Here is a 15,244-nt window from a genome sequence, read left to right on the forward strand (position 1 = left end):
CGCCGTCACATCGGGCGGCGGCTCGCCCTCGGCCTTGCCCACCCCCGCGCACCCGGGGACGAAGCAGGTGCGCGGGCGAGGTGGTCGAGGTAGGCCGCGAACGATGCGAGAGCGCTCTCTGCCCTGGCTGTGTCAGCCTGGGGGTTATGAACGCGCGGATCAGGCCGTATCGGGACGGGGACCGGGACGACCTCTACGACATCTGTAATCGGACGGCTGACGCGGGGGAGGACGCCTCACACCTCTATCCCGATCCGGAGCTGATGCCCGGCATCTTCGCCGCGCCGTACACCCGGCTGGAGCCGGAGCTGGCCTTCGTGGTGGACGACGGGCGGCGGGTGGTGGGGTACATCGTCGGGACGGCGGACACGGCGGGGTTCGTCAAGGCGTTTCGGGAGGTGTGGCTGCCGACGATGGTCGAGCGGTATCCGGTGCCGCTGAAACCCGCGAGCTCGCCGAGCGAGGAGATGATCGCTCTGATGCACGACCCTGAGCGGATGATCCTGCCCGAGCTCGCCGACTACCCGGCTCACCTGCACATCGACCTGCTCCCCGGCCACCAGCGGTCCGGGTTCGGGCGTGCGCTGATGGGGGTCTTCCTGGGCGCTCTGGCGGCGAAGGGGGTGGGCGGGGTGCACCTGTGCATGCTCACCAAGAACACCCGGGCCCGCGCCTTCTACGACCGCATGGGCTTCCACGAGATCGCGGTGCCGGACCCCGGCCCGGTCACGTACCTCGGCCGCTCCACCGACCCGATTCTCTGACCGGTCCCCGGGCATCAGGGCCCCGGGCGTCAGGCCCCGGGCGGTGACCGGTGCCCGATGCCCCGGGCCGAGATGTGCCCAGGCCGGCCGGTGCCGGCCGGCCTGGGCGTCAACGGTCAGGCGATGTCGAACCGGTCGAGGTTCATCACCTTGTGCCACGCGGCGACGAAGTCGTTCACGAACTTCTGCTTCGCGTCGTCGCTCGCGTAGACCTCCGCGACCGCGCGCAGCTCGGAGTTGGAGCCGAAGACGAGGTCGGCGCGGGTGCCGGTCCACTTGACCTCGCCCGTGGCGAGGTCGCGGGCCTCGAACGTGCCGGCGTCCTCGGACGTCGCCTTCCACGCCGTGCCCAGGTCGAGCAGGTTGACGAAGAAGTCGTTGGTCAGGACCCCGGGGGTGTGGGTGAGGACGCCGAGCGGGGACTGCTTGTAGTTCGCGCCCAGGACGCGCAGGCCGCCGACGAGGACCGTCATCTCCGGAGCGCTGAGGTCCAGCAGGTTCGCCCGGTCGATCAGCAGGTACTCGGCCGGAAGCCGGGTGCCCTTGCCGAGGTAGTTGCGGAAGCCGTCGGCGGCGGGCTCGAGCGCGGTGAACGACTCGACGTCGGTCTGCTCCTGCGAGGCGTCCACGCGGCCCGGCGTGAAGGGCACCTCGACGTCGAAGCCGGCGTCCTTGGCGGCCTGCTCGACGGCCGTGCCGCCGGCGAGCACGATCAGGTCGGCGAGGGAGATCCGCCTGTCGCTGGTCTGGGCGGCGTTGAACTCCCGCTGGATCTCCTCCAGGGTGCGCAGCACCGCCGCGAGCTGGTCGGGGTCGTTGACCTCCCAGCCGCTCTGCGGCTCCAGGCGGATGCGGGCGCCGTTGGCGCCGCCGCGCTTGTCGCTGCCGCGGAAGGACGAGGCCGACGCCCACGCGGTGGACACGAGCTGGGACACCGACAGGCCCGAGGCGAGGACGCGGCCCTTGAGGACGGCGATCTCGACGGCGTCGACGGGCTCGTGCGTCGCCGCGGGGAGCGGGTCCTGCCACAGCAGCACCTCGGCGGGGACCTCCGGGCCGAGGTAGCGCACGATCGGGCCCATGTCGCGGTGGGTCAGCTTGTACCAAGCCCGCGCGAAGGCGTCGGCGAACTCGTCGGGGTCGGCGAGGAAGCGCCGCGAGATCTGCTCGTAGACCGGGTCCACGCGGAGCGCGAGGTCGGTCGTCAGCATCGTCGGGGCGTGGCTCTTCGACGGGTCGTGGGCGTCGGGGACGGTGCCCGCCCCCGCGCCGCCCTTCGGCTTCCACTGGTGCGCGCCGGCCGGGCTCTTGCTGAGCTCCCACTCGTAACCGAAGAGGATCTCAAAGAAGCTGTTGTCCCACGTCACCGGGGTGTTCGTCCAGGCGCCCTCAAGGCCGCTGGTGATGGTGTCGCCGCCCTTGCCGGTGCCGAAGCTGTTCTTCCAGCCGAAGCCCTGGTCTTCGATCGAGGCGGCCTCGGGGTCGGGGCCGACGTGGTCGGCCGGGCCCGCGCCGTGGGTCTTGCCGAAGGTGTGACCGCCCGCGATCAGGGCGACCGTCTCCTCGTCGTTCATCGCCATGCGGCGGAAGGTCTCACGGATGTCGCGGGCCGAGGCGAGTGGGTCGGGGTTGCCGTTCGGGCCCTCGGGGTTGACGTAGATGAGACCCATCTGCACCGCGGCCAGCGGGTTCTCGAGCTCGCGGTCGCCGGTGTAGCGCGCGTCGTCGAGCCAGGCGGACTCCGGGCCCCAGTAGACGTCCTCGTCGGGCTCCCAGACGTCCGCGCGGCCGCCGGCGAAGCCGAAGGTCTTGAAGCCCATCGACTCCAGGGCGACGTTGCCGGTGAGGATCATGAGGTCGGCCCACGAGAGCTTCTGGCCGTACTTCTTCTTGACCGGCCACAGCAGACGGCGGGCCTTGTCGAGGTTGCCGTTGTCGGGCCAGCTGTTGAGGGGGGCGAAGCGCTGCTGGCCGGCGCCGGCGCCGCCGCGGCCGTCGCTGATCCGGTAGGTGCCCGCGCTGTGCCACGCCATCCGGATCATGAACGGGCCGTAGTTGCCGTAGTCGGCCGGCCACCAGTCCTGCGAGCTCGTCAGCACCTCCGCGATGTCACGCTTCACGGCCGCGAGGTCGAGGGTCGAGAAGGCCTCGGCGTAGTCGAACTCCTCGCCGAGGGGGTTCGCCACGGCGGGGTTCTTGGCGAGGATCTTCAGGTTGAGCCGCTCGGGCCACCACTGGCGGTTGCCGCCGCCCTGGGTCGGGTGCGGGGCGCGCTCGTGCGCGACCGGGCAGCCGCCTGTGCCCTCCGACTTCGCGTCTGTGACGATCGCGTCATGGTTCTCGGACATGGAATCCTTCCGGATGGGAGCGCGGTGCTCAGGAACTGGCTGCGGTGGAACAGACGGGGCACAGGCCCCAGTAGATGACCTCGGCCTCGTCGATGGTGAAGCCGTGGTCGTCGCCGGCGGTCAGGCAGGGCGCCTCGCCGGCCGCGCAGTCGACGTCGGCGACCACGCCGCACGACCGGCACACGACGTGGTGGTGGTTGTCCCCGACGCGGCCTTCGAACCTGGCCGAGCTGTTGGCCGGTTCGATGCGGCGTACGAGCCCGGCCGCGGTGAGCGCGTGGAGGGCCTCGTACACGGCTTGGAGGGAGATGTGGCCCACGCGGTCGCGCACTCCGGAGGCGATCGCCTCGACGCCGAGGTGATCACCTTCCCTGACGGTCTGGAGCAGCGCGACGCGGGCGGCCGTCACCCGCAGGCCGACCCCGCGAAGTTCCTCCGCGACGGTCGGAGTCTCGGGTGTGGTCATGGCGCTGAACCTACTCTCGCAAACACGAACAACCCAAGACAACGAATGGCTCAATTCTAGAGCCCCACCAGGCGACTTCCTGCCCGTGAAGGGGTGCCGACGGCCCCAGGCCGCACGCCTCCGATCCCCTGCCTCTCGCCAGGGGCCTTGCGCGCGCGAGTGGACGAGCTCGAAGCCGAGATCGTCTCCTCGTCGAAGTTCTCGGTGTCGAAGTTCTCGGTAGGGACACGGAGGGCGCGGTCAGAACGGATTCTGTCGGTGGCGGGCGGCAGAATCGGCAGATGGAGACACCGATGATCGTTTCAGCCGGGGAGTGGCAGCGCGAGCGCGATGAGCTGCTCAAGGCCGAGAAGGAAGCCACCCGCGCCTTGGACGCGCTCGCGGCGCGGCGGCGGCGCCTGCCGATGGTCGAGTTCGACGGCGGGTACACGTTCGACACGCCTGACGGGCCGAAGACCCTGCTCGAGCTGTTCGAGGGGCGGGGGCAGCTGGTCGTCTACCAGTTCATGGACAACGGCCCCGATCACTACTGCGAGGGCTGCACCTGGTTCACCGACAACGTGCCCGTCAACGGCCCGGCGGCGCTGGCCAAGCGCGGGGTCACGTGGGTGAACGTCTCCAACATGCCGCTCGCCCAGATCGAGGAGTACAAGGCGCGCATGGGGTGGACACTGCCGTTCGTGTCCTCGCGCGGCACGTCGTTCTCCGACGACTGCGGCGCCGGCGGCGGCTTCATGCTCAGCGTGTTCCTGCGCGACGGCGAGCACGTCTACCGCACCTACAGCACCACCGCCCGCGGCGTCGACCGGCTCGTCTTCGCCAACAGCATCCTCGATCTCACCCCCTACGGCCGTCAGGAGGACTGGGAGGACTCCCCGCCCGGCTGGCCGCAGCACCCCACGTACGGCTAGCAGGTCAACACGAACGTAGTTGGTCGGGACGCCTCTCGGTGGCGAGGGGCGTTGCTACCTGCCATGGCGACAAGAGGAGGTGTTTCATCTTGTGCCCTCAACAGGAAGACCGGGTCTTAGTTTGCTCTCGGTGAGTGCGCCGCTGCTCATCGGCCAGTTGGTGACCGTGATAGGCATGGTCGGGATGCGCTGCGCACTATTCGTCCATCCCCGTGGGTCGATGCGAACGTGGCCACCTTCCCGTCTAGACGTTGCGGCATGGCAAATATTGCTCTGGACCAGTACGACATCTGTCGAATATGCTGCTCCGTCCCGTATGTCGGGATAGGTGGATGTTCGCTATTCCAGCCTTACTTCGGTCACGTACGGAAGGCGCCGTTTATTCGCTTGATGCTGAATGCTGGCGTATCTGACGGTGAGTTTCCGTCTACGAGCTGAGATCCTCCGATCAACAGGAAAGACAGTCGGCTGAGAAAGCCGAGCAGGGCTCCACTCGCAAAGCTTGCCACCCAAGACGAGTCGACAAAGATGGCTATCGTAATTATGGCGAGCAGGACAGCGAGGATGATAGGGGTGGCGACCAGCTCTTTGGAGTGGCGGCGGAGTGTCTGGACCTCTCGTTGTCGGTGATCGGCCAAAGCGCTCGAGACCGCCTGCTCGTAGGCGCGCTGGTAGAAATCGGCATTCAACGCCGCGCCCGACTGTTCTATCCATCGTATGGAGTCACGATCGACCACTTGTTCTACTCGTGTCGCCATGCGGCCCTCCTCGGTAGGACGCTCCTCACAGTGTTCCCTCTCTGCTCTGTATCAAGCGGTCTCTGGCATCAAGGCCAGACCGACTCCCAGCAGATGAGCAAGGGTCTTCATAACCTGCAGATCTTGATCACCCAGCGAGTTCGCCTCCGGCGAGTCGACCGTGAGTGCCCCGTAAACGGTGTCTCCCGCAGCAACCGGGGCCGCGATGAACGTTCGATAACTGCGCCCCGGTTGCAGGCCCACTGGGGGATCCTTCCGGATATCTGTGTGCAGGACTGATTTACCCGAGTGAATTAAGTTGAACATCTGATATCCAGCTCTATCGTCCGGATCGTTTTTGAAGATCGTCATGGATGGATCCGCTCGGCCCTCTTGTCCGCTGTAGGCAACGCAGATCATTTCCTTCTTCTGTATTCTGAAAAATACACTTCGCGCGTCAGGGGCATTTGTCAGGGTGCTAGCAGCTGTGACCACGGCATGGGTGAAGTGTCCCCCGTAGATTCGCCTCATGTCGTCTGACTCTTCGTCTGCCATCTTGCCCAGGTAGTAGACAGCGGATGAGAGCAATGATCTGAAGGTTACAATCGACCGGCCGATCGCCTCGGCCTTTGACCGCTGTGCTCGTGAGGCGCGCAGCTGATTGATGCCGTTTGCGATAATCGGTAGTAGGACACTTACCGCCACCAGGATCAGATAACGAAACTGATCTTTACCAGGATTGCCGGCCAGCGCTCCGAAGATTCCCGCCCCAGCCGCCCCGCCTGCCGTCATGGTCCACAGAGTGACATTCCGTAGCACGCTGACGATCTTTGGTCGCTGGCTCAGCGAGTTGGCCATCAGTGAACTCCACAGTCGAGGCGCTAATGCCGATCAGGCTCCGACCTGATCTCATCGCGTCCCCGTACGCATAGCCGATTGTAACTCGGCGACCGGAGACTGATAGGGGAATGCCAAAAACTATGCGCGCCGCATCCGCTTTAAGGGGGTTAATGTATTGAATGAGCAATTTGTCGGGCTCTGAACGCTGCCTTTAGTCCTTGTTGTTGATCGACGACGAGCCGCAGTGCAGCCCAGGCGGCCTGGATGAGCTGGTCGAACAGTCTCCGGTAGTAGGAGTGCCTCGCAGGCGGCCGCCAGCTCGAGTGGCTGTCCGCACGATCGACTGCATGGGGAGCAAGCTGCTGTTCTGCGCCAGGCGAGAGGCGGGCCGAAGTCGAATGCTGAAGCTCGCGGAATGCCCCTCACGACATGCCAGCACCCGTGACGGGCCTTACAGAACCGTCACGGCTCGAAGTCCAGGGGGGCATTCGTCCGGCGTCGATGGCGTCGAGGAGTCTGCGGTACAGGTGTCATGGTGTTCAAGGGAGAGTTCCGGTTCCAGGCGACGTAGCCGGGCGGATCGACAAGATGCTCGACCCGGGCGTCGAAAGGGACGAGGCCGGAGCTTCAGCCCGGCGGACCGGCTACCGTGGCTGACGCCGTGCCCGACCCCGTACCTCGCAGCGCCGCGAGCGGCCGCTGCGGTGAGGAGTTCCTCCCGTGACGCCGCGCACCTCTGTCAGGCTCATCGACGTGGCCGACGCCCCGGCTATCGCGGGCCACCTCGCACGCGACGTCAAGGAGCTCGCCCGGTGGGAACCCGCCCAGCCGGCCGCGTACTACACCACGCCCGGGCAGGTCGCACGGGTCGAGCAGCTGCTGGACGACCATCGGCGGGGCGCCAGGTGGCCCGGCGTCATCGTGGCGGACGGCGAGGTCATCGGCCAGGTGACGGTGAGCAGCATCCTGCGCGGGCCGTTCGGCAAGGGCTTCCTCGGCTACTGGGTGGCGGCCACGCACCGGAACCAGGGGCACATGTCCCGCGCGGTGGGCCTGGTGCTGGGCGTGATGGTCGAGGAGCTGGGCCTGCGCCGGGCCGAGGCGCACACCCGGCTGGAGAACCTGGCGTCGCAGAAGGCGCTCAGGAACAACGGCTTCCGGCCCTGGGGCATCGCCCGCGAGCACATCTTCCTCGACGGCGCCTGGCGTGACGAGATCTTCTGGGAGCGCATCCTCGGCGACGGCGCGCCTCCCCGGTAGGGCTCGCGGTGGCGACGGGGCGCTTCCCCGGCAGGGCTCACGGTGGCGTCGGTGCTCGGATCCGTGTCGATCGCCGAAGGGGAGCCCGCGGTTCGCGGTGCTGCGGTAGGAATTGTGGTGTGGCCCCTGATTTAGCGTCTCGTGTTCGCTATTGGGTGGGTTTAGCGGTACGGCTGTCGCTCCTGGCCGTCCTGGTCGTGGGCGCGTTGGTCACCGCCGCCACCTACGCGCCCTCCGAGCGCACGCTGGAGCAGTTCCGCGCGGCGGCCATCGCCGGCGCGATCGACCGGGTGAGCTACCAGGTCGGCTCCGGCGACGTGACCGCCCTGGTGTGGTCGGAGTCGCCCCTGGTCTGGCACGAGGTGCCGGGCAGGATCGCCGACGCCGAGGGCGCGTACACCGTCGCCCGGCTCATGGCCGACCTGCGCCGCCCCGAGGTCCAGGCGTCCGTGGCCGAGCGGGAGTCCGTCAGCGACGGCAACTCGATCTTCCCCGACTGGCCCTTCACCCTCATCGGCGGCTCCAACCTGTGGTGGGTCGCCGCCGCCTGGGTGCTCACCTTCCTCGCCATGATGGGTTCCACGCCCCGACTGGCCAACCGGTGGGCGTGGTTCTGGCTGTTCACCGTGGGCCAGGTCGGCGCGCTCGTGTACCTCGTCCTGGAACCCCGGCCGTTGTGGAAGGCCCCCGGTGAGGAGCGTGTCCCCGCCGAGCGCGTCGACGGCCGCCGCGGCTGCCTGTACTCCATCTTCCTGGGCGTGGTCAGCGTGCTCGTGGCCCTCGGGACCGGCCGGCTCGTCGGCCTGGTCCTGGGCTGAGCCTGGTTCTGGGCTGAGACGAGGCCGGGCCTCCGCCTGAGACGAGGCCGGGCCTCCGCGGGAGGGTACGCGGAGGCCCGGCCGTGGGGGGAGAGCCGTCTCAGGTGACGGTGCAGGCGACGGGGCTCGGGGTGGAGTTGGCGTTGCCGCTGCCGAGGAAGCCGAAGACGGCGGTGCCGTTGGGCGCGAGGGCGCCGTTCCAGTTCAGGTTGGTGACGGTGACGTTGCCACCGCTGCCGGAGAGGTTGCCGTTCCACAGCTGCGAGATCGACTGGCCGCTGGGGAACGCCCACTGGACGCGCCAGCCGGTGATCGGGGAGTTGCCGGCGTTGCGCACCGTCACCTCGCCCTGGAAGCCGTTCGACCACTGGCCGGTCACGGTGTAGGTCGCGGTGCAGCCCGAGCCGCCGGTGGGCGTGGGGGTCGGGGTGACCGTGGGCGTGACGGTGGGGGTCACGGTCGGGGTGACCGTGGGGTTCGGGGTGGGCGGCGGCGCGGCGATGGCCAGGTCGTAGGCGCGCTGCGGTACGAACTGCCCGGCGGGGGCGATGCAGCCGTCCGACTCGCCCGGCGGCTTCACCCACAGGAAGGCGTCGATCGCGGCGTCGCCGGTGTTGGTCGTGCTCCAGATGCCGGTGGCGCGGCCCGACGGGTCACACCACTCGCTCCCCTGGGGGCCGTTGCCGTTGCGGCTGGTGTCGATGACCGCGCGCAGCCGGGAGACGCCGGTCGCGTTGATGATGTTCTTCGCGTACGACACCAGGCCGGGGGTCGCCCGGTAGTTGGAGGTGTTGACCGCGATGCCGTTCGCGCTGTTGGCGACGTCCGCGCCGTTCAGGCGGGACGCGGCCTCCGAGGGCGACAGCCAGGCGTCGTGGCCGATGTCGTAGTAGACCTTCACCTGCGAGGACGTGGCCCGGAACTTCTTGCCCGCGTAGGCCATCGAGGCCTTGACCTCGTTCTGCTGCCCGGCGTCCATGCAGTTGGACATGATCGCCAGCGCGTCCGGCTCCAGGATGATCGTCGCGGCACGGCCGCCGAGGCCGCCCGCGATCTGGTCGATCCAGGCGCGGTACGACGCGTGGTCGGGCGCGCCGCCCGCGCTGGGGCCGCCGCAGTCGCGGTTCGGCATGGCGTAGACCACCATGATCGGGATCTTGCCGGCGGCGGCCGCCGCGGTGGTGTACGACTCGACCTGACCGCGCACGGCCGACGGGTTGTAGGTGGCGAACCATCTGCCCTGGGGGACGGCGGCGATCCGGTCCCTGATCACCGCGGCGCGGCTGTCGCCGGGGTTGGCGGCCACCCACTTGGCGGCGTTGCTCTGCGGATCCACGTAGAAAGCGGAGTCGGCGGCGAAGGCGGTGGACGACATGAAGACGGCCGCCCCCGCCGTGACCGTGGCGGCCGCGGCGAGAATGGCCGTCAGTAAGGGTCTTCTGCGAGACATTGACACTCCGTCCGATGAGGTGGGAGCGCTCCCACCGTTCTTCGGATGGTATGGACCCGCCGCCCGTCCAAGAAGGGCTGGGACGGCGTCGCGCGCCCGCGGCCCCATCGCCGCAGGCGGGCCGCCTGGCGCCCGCGACACCGGCTGAAATTTTCAGCACAGGCGCGCCCGCCCCGCTGTGAGAGCAAGCCCACTCCGGGGAAGGCGCGCCCGCCCGATCACCGTTCGGGGAGCAGGCTCCGCAGCCGCGCGACCGCCTCGGTCTCGGCCCGGTACAGGCCGGCGATCCGCTCGCCGAGGTCGGCGAACAGGGCGCCGGTGTCCTTGACCGGCGGTTCCCGGTCGACGACCGCGCGCAGTTCCCACAGCTCACGGCCGTCCTCAGGGCTCGCCGTGCCCTCCGACAGCAGCGACTCCCGGATGGCGGCCGTGAGCTCGCGCATGCGGGCGAACTCCGGCACGTCCGACGGCAGCGCCGCCTCGGCCAGGTCGTGCCAGAGGGCGTGGAGGTGCCGGAACTCGGCCGCCGGCTCGCCGAGCGGCAGACCCAGCAGCGGAGCCGCCTGGTCGAGCGCGTCGGCGAACAGGTCGCGCAGGTTCCCGCCGTCCATGCCGACCGGCTCCACGCCCTCCCACATGGACAGCAGCGCCCCCGACAGTCCCCGGCCGTCGGCGAACACCCGGGGCCACCCCTTGGCGTTCCCGCCATCGGTGATCATGCGCGACCACTTGCGCCAGGCGGGCAGCGAGAAGGAGTCGGAGGACACGCTCAGGTGCTCGACGCAGTCGCGCAGGCCCGCGAGGGCCGCCTCGGCGAGGCGGCCGGGGCCGGCCTCGCCGGGACGCAGCACGTGCAGGACGTTCTTGTAGGACGAGACCCGGGCCCTGGCCGCGTCCATGCGCTCGGCGGGCACGCGCACCGGGGCCTGCCCGCGGTCGTCCACGAGCACGTCCGCCTCGTCCCGCCGGTAGGCGACGACCGGATGGCCCCCGTGGCCGTCCAGGTGCGGGGGGAGAAGCCAGTAGCCGATCACCTGCCGGTCGGGCAGCACGATGCACGGGTGCCCGGCGTCCAGCTCCTCCGCCAGCCGCTTGGCCGCGCCCTTGGCCCCGGCCGTCCTGTGCGCCTCGAAGGCGACGCCGAGCCGGTCGAGGGTCTTGGCCATCCAGCGGTCGTAGTACTGCCACTGGTTGCGGAAGCCGAGCACCAGGTGCCGGCTGTCGTCGTGCTTGAACTCCCACAGGATGTAACCCGCCCCCAGGCCGCCGCCGGCGAGGAAGACGAGCGGCTCGCCGGCCTCGACGCCGTGGTGGGCGAGCACGCTGTCGATCGCCGCGCTGTACGGGTGACGCCCGCCGCGGAACGTCCACCCGGCGTCGCCGCGCGCGGGGGACACGCCGGCCACGTGCCGCCGGGCGGCCGTGTAGCTCTCGCCGGTCTTCGCCATGCGCGCCCTGACGCGCGCCTTGAGCTGCTTCTTGCTGGTCACGATGCTCCGCTCACGGCACAGCCCGACCCGGCCCACGCCCGCCGGTCGGTCGCGCCGCGATGTCGGCCGCACAACGGGACCCGCAGCCTCCCGAGGCACGTGAGGTCCCCTTTGCCTCCACGGCGGCGGGCGGCGTGGGCGCCCGCTCAAGGAGGTTCGGCGTGGGAGTTCGCCGACGCTCAGTGTAGGGATCACGCCGTCGGGTGACAAGCACGGGGGGTCAGCCGGCGGGGGCCGCGGCATGACCTGGAGCGGTTTCCCGGCGAACTCCGCGGGGTGCCTGACGTAGCCCAGGTGGTCGCCGGGGAACTCCACGACCGGCGCGCCGAACCGACCGGCGAGCACCGTCGTGACGCGGTAGGGAAACAGCTTTTCCGGCGAAGTCCGATGGCCGTCCTTCACGAACCGCGCCGCCGAAGAGTGTCAGGTATCGGTCATTGTCGGCCAGGTGAACACCTCGTACCGTTCTGACTACACGCTGTCGCCAGCAAGGAGAGAACGTGCCCGATCTCGTGGCCCCCCAGCTCGTCGTCAACAGTCGCATGATCTATTTCGGCTGGGTGCCGGCCGACCCCGAGGCCGTCGCCGCCCTGGTGCCCGCCGGTCTCACGCCGATGGCCAACCGTCAGGTGTTCATGAACCAGTACGTCGTCGACCGCGAGGAGCAGACCTCGGGCTTCGGCGCGTACTCGCTGACCTACATCGGGCCCGACCTGGAGGGCGCCTACGCTCCCGACGGCGTGACCCCCGGCCGGTGGTGGACCCACTACTTCAACTCCAGCAAGCTGGTGCGCGACTACGCCCGCGAACGCGGCGTGCCCGCGAGCGAGGGCCGCACGACGATCGAGGTGAACGGCGACACGCTGGTCGCCGTCACCGAGTCCGACGGCGTCCCGGTGATCCGCACGACCGCGCGGGTGGGGCAGACCGGCACGGCGGTCAACCGCGGCCAGCTGCACTACATCACCGACGTCGGCGGGAAGCGGGTCAGCGGGTTCTACCCGTTCGTGGCCGAGCCGGTCGACCCGTTCGAGGTCGTCTCGCTGGAGTTCCTCGAGCCCGGCCACTCCGTCTACGCGCTGCGCCCGGCCGACCCGCTGCGGGTCGTGTGGGGCTTCTACTCCCCCCGATCGTCCTTCGCCTACCCCGGCGGCGAGTCGGCCATGGGGTGACGGCCGGGCGGGGACGTCCCGGGGCTCGCGGAGTCCGGCCGCGAGCCCCGGGCCTCACCGGCCGGGAGCCGTGACGCCGGCGGCGGGCCCCACCGCGAGGCGCCGCTGCTCCTCCTCCACGATCTGGCGCGCCAGCGCCTGCTCCGAGACGTCGATCGCGTCGGGGGTCGACTCCGCCAGGTCGCTGCGGCGGGCGTAGGCGTCGAACAGCAGCGTCTTCTCGCCGAGGATGTCCAGCATGCGCTGGTCGACGCTGTCGGGCGTCAGCATGCGGTGCACCTGCACCTTGCGGGTCTGCCCCATGCGGTGCGCCCGCCCGACGGCCTGGCTCTCCATGGTCGGCTTCACCTGCGGCTCACAGAGGATCACGACGGACGCCGCCTGCAGGTTGAGGCCCACCCCGCCGGCCTGGATCTGCCCGAGCAGCACGGCGTGGCCGGGGGCCGCGGTGAACTCGTCGACGACCTGCTGGCGTTTCTCCACGCTGAGCCCGCCGGTGATCGGCCCGTGCACCCGGCGGTGCCCGCCGGGGCCGTGCCCGTCGGCCCGGACGTCGGCCAGGGCGTCGTGGACGGCGGTCACGACGTCGCGGAAGTAGGAGAAGACCACGACCTTCACACCGGTGGAGGCGGCCTCGTCGACCAGCTCGACGAGGCGCTCCAGCTTGGCCGAGGTCTTCGGCACGGCGTAGGCGGCGCGGCGCATGGCCATGAAGTTCCCGCGGGTCACCGCCTCGCGGTAGGCGGTCAGGTCGGCGGGGCTGAAGGCCTCCCACTCGTCCACGTGCACCAGGTCGGGCAGCTCGGTGAGCACGTCCTCCTGGTTGCGGCGCAGGTAGACCGGCGCGACGGCCCTGCGGAACGCCTGCGCGCCCGCGGCGGCGTCGCTGCCGCGGACGCCGGCGGCGAGGTCGGGCCGCAGGTAGCCGAGCAGGCTGCGGAACTCCTCGACCCGGTTCTCCATCGGGGTGCCGCTCATGAACAGGACGCGGTCGGTGCGCCCGCACCACGTGGCGACGGCCTTGGACCGGCGGGCCTCGGGGTTCTTGACGTAGTGCGCCTCGTCGACGACCAGCATGCCGAGCGGGACCTCGCCACCGGTCTCCAGCCGGTGCAGGGAGTCGATGGTGGTCACCGCGACGTCGCCCTCGCGCAGCCACGCGGCCAGGGCGGCGGCCCGTTCGGGGCCGTGCAGCGGGTAGGCCTTCAGGGTGCTGCGGTTCTCGATCTCCCGCGTCCAGTTGATCAGGACGCTGGCCGGGCAGGCGACCAGGAAGTGGGTGGCCCCGCGCGCCTTGAGGTGGGCGAGGACGGCCACGGCCTGGACGGTCTTGCCGAGGCCCATCTCGTCGCCCAGGATCACCCGCTTCTGCGCGAGCGCGAAGCGCGCGCCGAACGACTGGTACCCGCGCAGCGACACCCGGCGGTGGGTGTCGTCGAGCTCCTGGGCCCGGACCCTGGTGGAGACCTCCTCGGGCAGGAAGCCCTCGGCGGCGACGTGGTCGGGCTCCAGGGCGGCCAGCTCGGCGAGCAGGTTGTAGTACTCGGCCGCGCGCAGCTCGAAGTCGACCCACGCCTCGATGCCGGACGCCGGCGGGCGGAGCAGGTCGACGGAGGCCTGGTTGAGCAGCAGCCGCGTGCCCGACGCGCTCGCCGCCGTGAGCGTCCCGGCCAGCCCGGCGATCGCCGTCCGCGCCCGGTGGCGGCCCTTGTGCCCCGCGAGCAGCATGCGCAGCCGCCCCCGGGCCGGCTGCGCGGCGGGCAGCAGGGCCGCCAGCTCGCCCGCGAGGTGCCGCGCGGCGGCGCAGGCGCGCGGCAGGTCGGGGCCGGCGGCGACCAGCCGGTACAGCGCGATGAGCAGGGCCGTGGTCTCGGGGTCCTGCCGCTCGGCGTCGACGCGGACGCTGACGGTCTCCTCCGCGGCCTGGGCGATCTGCCGGGCGGCGGCGTGCACCTGGCCGGCGGTGCGGGCCCCGATGCCGGGCAGCAGCTGCAGCGCGTACGGCGTGGCGTCCAGGACGCGCAGGACGGTCGTGTAGCCGCCCTCCTGCAGGGCGCCGAGGCGCAGCCTGCCGCCGGTGACGTCCTTCAGGCGCGCGACGGGGATCTCGGCGAGCTCCGCGCGCGCCGATCGCGCCCGCACGGCCGACAGCGCCTGATGGACCTCGGCGCGGGCGCGGGCGTCGTCGGCGAGCAGCGTGCGGGCGGCGGCGAACAGGTGCTCCGCCGCCGCCAGGAGCGCTCTGACCTCCCGGGGCGCGGGCAGCCCTGAACCCGCCGCCTCGACGTCTCTGCCGACCGTGTCCAAGCCCTTCGCCTTCCCGCCGCGGCCCGGAATACACGGGTTACCGTCGCGGTCCGCGCGGCGGTTGTCAACGGGGGGTGCGGCGGGGGTCTGGGAGGCCGCGGGGCCGGCGTCGTCCGGCCCCGCGTCGCGCCGGCCGGCCGCTCAGTCGCCCGGCGCGCCGGCGGCCGATGCCGTCATGGCGGGGACGAGGCGGTAGTCGCGCTGGAAGACGAGGTTGTGCAGGTCGGCCGTGACGATGGCGCGCATTGCGGGCAGCACCTCCGCCGCCTGCTCCTCGGTGAAGACGTTGAGCGGCCAGTCGTGGACGGTCGCGCCGCGCAGGTGCGGATGGTGGAACCCGGCCCCGTAGAACGCGCGGATGGTGACCGGGTCGACGTCCGCGGCGCGCTGCTCGGGCCACCAGAGCGTCCACCGCGCCTCCACGCCGCCGTCGGCCGACCGCCGCAGGCCTTCGGCCTCGACGCGGCCCGTCCCGAGCAGCAGGTGGGTGTCGATCTCGTCGAGCGCCTGCCGCGCGTAGGGGTCGAGCAGCTCGACGGCGGCGGCGAAGAGGCGTTCCTTGTCGTCGCGGGACTGCGCCCCGCCGTGCGAGTGGTCCCGCAGGTCGGCGAAGTGCCGCAGCAGCGCTCCGACGTGTGCGGGCTGGTCGGTCGCACCCATGGGACCTCCTGTGTTCGCGCT

At 70.5% G+C, this 15,244-nt stretch carries 13 protein-coding genes; 5 read left to right on the top strand and 8 right to left on the bottom strand.

What is annotated here, in order from left to right; translation table 11 throughout:
• The first annotated feature begins 146 nt into the window (after window positions 1–146).
• The gene (locus PYR91_RS10390) at window positions 147–764 is read left to right on the top strand and encodes a GNAT family N-acetyltransferase (RefSeq protein WP_279779299.1); all 618 of its coding nucleotides are present in this window, start codon (window positions 147–149) and stop codon (window positions 762–764) included.
• Window positions 765–880: 116 nt separating this feature from the next.
• Here PYR91_RS10390 and katG read toward each other — a convergent pair whose 3' ends face one another.
• Together katG and PYR91_RS10400 are read right to left on the bottom strand one after the other, a co-directional pair.
• Window positions 881–3,112, bottom strand: a complete 2,232-nt coding sequence (gene katG, locus PYR91_RS10395) for a catalase/peroxidase HPI (RefSeq protein ID WP_279779300.1) — start codon at window positions 3,110–3,112, stop codon at window positions 881–883.
• A gap of 28 nt (window positions 3,113–3,140) precedes the next feature.
• Window positions 3,141–3,578: a Fur family transcriptional regulator gene (locus tag PYR91_RS10400; RefSeq protein WP_279779301.1), complete on the bottom strand. Its 438-nt coding sequence runs from the start codon at window positions 3,576–3,578 to the stop codon at window positions 3,141–3,143.
• 293 nt (window positions 3,579–3,871) lie between these two features.
• Here PYR91_RS10400 and PYR91_RS10405 point away from each other — a divergent pair, with 293 nt between their 5' ends.
• A complete protein-coding gene (locus tag PYR91_RS10405) occupies window positions 3,872–4,489 on the top strand; it encodes a DUF899 family protein (RefSeq protein WP_279779303.1) in 618 nt (205 codons plus the stop codon).
• A gap of 359 nt (window positions 4,490–4,848) precedes the next feature.
• On the opposite strand, the gene PYR91_RS10410 is transcribed toward PYR91_RS10405, so the two are convergent.
• Together PYR91_RS10410 and PYR91_RS10415 are read right to left on the bottom strand one after the other, a co-directional pair.
• Window positions 4,849–5,247, bottom strand: coding sequence for a hypothetical protein (locus PYR91_RS10410; RefSeq protein ID WP_279779304.1), 399 nt, complete (start codon window positions 5,245–5,247; stop codon window positions 4,849–4,851).
• A gap of 51 nt (window positions 5,248–5,298) precedes the next feature.
• Window positions 5,299–6,084 carry a GAF domain-containing protein gene (locus tag PYR91_RS10415; protein WP_279779305.1) on the bottom strand — a complete coding sequence of 262 codons (786 nt, stop codon included), beginning with the start codon at window positions 6,082–6,084 and terminating at the stop codon, window positions 5,299–5,301.
• Window positions 6,085–6,786: 702 nt separating this feature from the next.
• On the opposite strand from PYR91_RS10415, the gene PYR91_RS10420 reads away from it, so the two are divergent.
• Window positions 6,787–7,326, top strand: coding sequence for a GNAT family protein (locus PYR91_RS10420; RefSeq protein WP_279779307.1), 540 nt, complete (start codon window positions 6,787–6,789; stop codon window positions 7,324–7,326).
• A gap of 155 nt (window positions 7,327–7,481) precedes the next feature.
• A complete protein-coding gene (locus tag PYR91_RS10425) occupies window positions 7,482–8,144 on the top strand; it encodes a hypothetical protein (RefSeq protein WP_279779309.1) in 663 nt (220 codons plus the stop codon).
• A gap of 100 nt (window positions 8,145–8,244) precedes the next feature.
• Here the strand turns inward: PYR91_RS10425 and PYR91_RS10430 are convergent, their stop codons facing one another.
• Together PYR91_RS10430 and PYR91_RS10435 are read right to left on the bottom strand one after the other, a co-directional pair.
• Entirely contained in the window at window positions 8,245–9,594 is a 1,350-nt protein-coding gene (locus PYR91_RS10430) for a glycoside hydrolase family 6 protein (RefSeq protein WP_279779310.1), read from the bottom strand.
• 218 nt (window positions 9,595–9,812) lie between these two features.
• The gene (locus PYR91_RS10435) at window positions 9,813–11,084 is read right to left on the bottom strand and encodes a BtrH N-terminal domain-containing protein (RefSeq protein ID WP_279779311.1); all 1,272 of its coding nucleotides are present in this window, start codon (window positions 11,082–11,084) and stop codon (window positions 9,813–9,815) included.
• Between the two features lie 500 nt (window positions 11,085–11,584).
• Between PYR91_RS10435 and PYR91_RS10440 the strand changes: the two genes are divergently transcribed.
• The gene (locus PYR91_RS10440; RefSeq protein WP_279779312.1) at window positions 11,585–12,256 is read left to right on the top strand and encodes a hypothetical protein; all 672 of its coding nucleotides are present in this window, start codon (window positions 11,585–11,587) and stop codon (window positions 12,254–12,256) included.
• A gap of 54 nt (window positions 12,257–12,310) precedes the next feature.
• Here PYR91_RS10440 and PYR91_RS10445 read toward each other — a convergent pair whose 3' ends face one another.
• Together PYR91_RS10445 and PYR91_RS10450 are read right to left on the bottom strand one after the other, a co-directional pair.
• Window positions 12,311–14,563 carry a DEAD/DEAH box helicase gene (locus PYR91_RS10445; RefSeq protein ID WP_279779314.1) on the bottom strand — a complete coding sequence of 751 codons (2,253 nt, stop codon included), beginning with the start codon at window positions 14,561–14,563 and terminating at the stop codon, window positions 12,311–12,313.
• A 141-nt stretch (window positions 14,564–14,704) separates the two neighbouring features.
• On the bottom strand, window positions 14,705–15,223 hold the full coding sequence (locus PYR91_RS10450) for a hypothetical protein (RefSeq protein WP_279779315.1): 519 nt from the start codon (window positions 15,221–15,223) through the stop codon (window positions 14,705–14,707).
• Window positions 15,224–15,244 lie beyond the last annotated feature (21 nt).

This window comes from Sphaerisporangium sp. TRM90804, from assembly GCF_029846175.1.
Lineage (GTDB): Bacteria > Actinomycetota > Actinomycetes > Streptosporangiales > Streptosporangiaceae > Sphaerisporangium.

What these genes read in the sequence shown, in the direction of transcription:
- PYR91_RS10390 (WP_279779299.1), top strand. Translation starts at nt 147, where the DNA reads ATGAACGCGCGGATCAGGCCGTATCGGGACGGGGACCGGGACGACCTC.
- katG (WP_279779300.1), bottom strand. Translation starts at nt 3,112, where the DNA reads ATGTCCGAGAACCATGACGCGATCGTCACAGACGCGAAGTCGGAGGGC.
- PYR91_RS10400 (WP_279779301.1), bottom strand. Translation starts at nt 3,578, where the DNA reads ATGACCACACCCGAGACTCCGACCGTCGCGGAGGAACTTCGCGGGGTC.
- PYR91_RS10405 (WP_279779303.1), top strand. Translation starts at nt 3,872, where the DNA reads ATGATCGTTTCAGCCGGGGAGTGGCAGCGCGAGCGCGATGAGCTGCTC.
- PYR91_RS10410 (WP_279779304.1), bottom strand. Translation starts at nt 5,247, where the DNA reads ATGGCGACACGAGTAGAACAAGTGGTCGATCGTGACTCCATACGATGG.
- PYR91_RS10415 (WP_279779305.1), bottom strand. Translation starts at nt 6,084, where the DNA reads ATGGCCAACTCGCTGAGCCAGCGACCAAAGATCGTCAGCGTGCTACGG.
- PYR91_RS10430 (WP_279779310.1), bottom strand. Translation starts at nt 9,594, where the DNA reads ATGTCTCGCAGAAGACCCTTACTGACGGCCATTCTCGCCGCGGCCGCC.
- PYR91_RS10450 (WP_279779315.1), bottom strand. Translation starts at nt 15,223, where the DNA reads ATGGGTGCGACCGACCAGCCCGCACACGTCGGAGCGCTGCTGCGGCAC.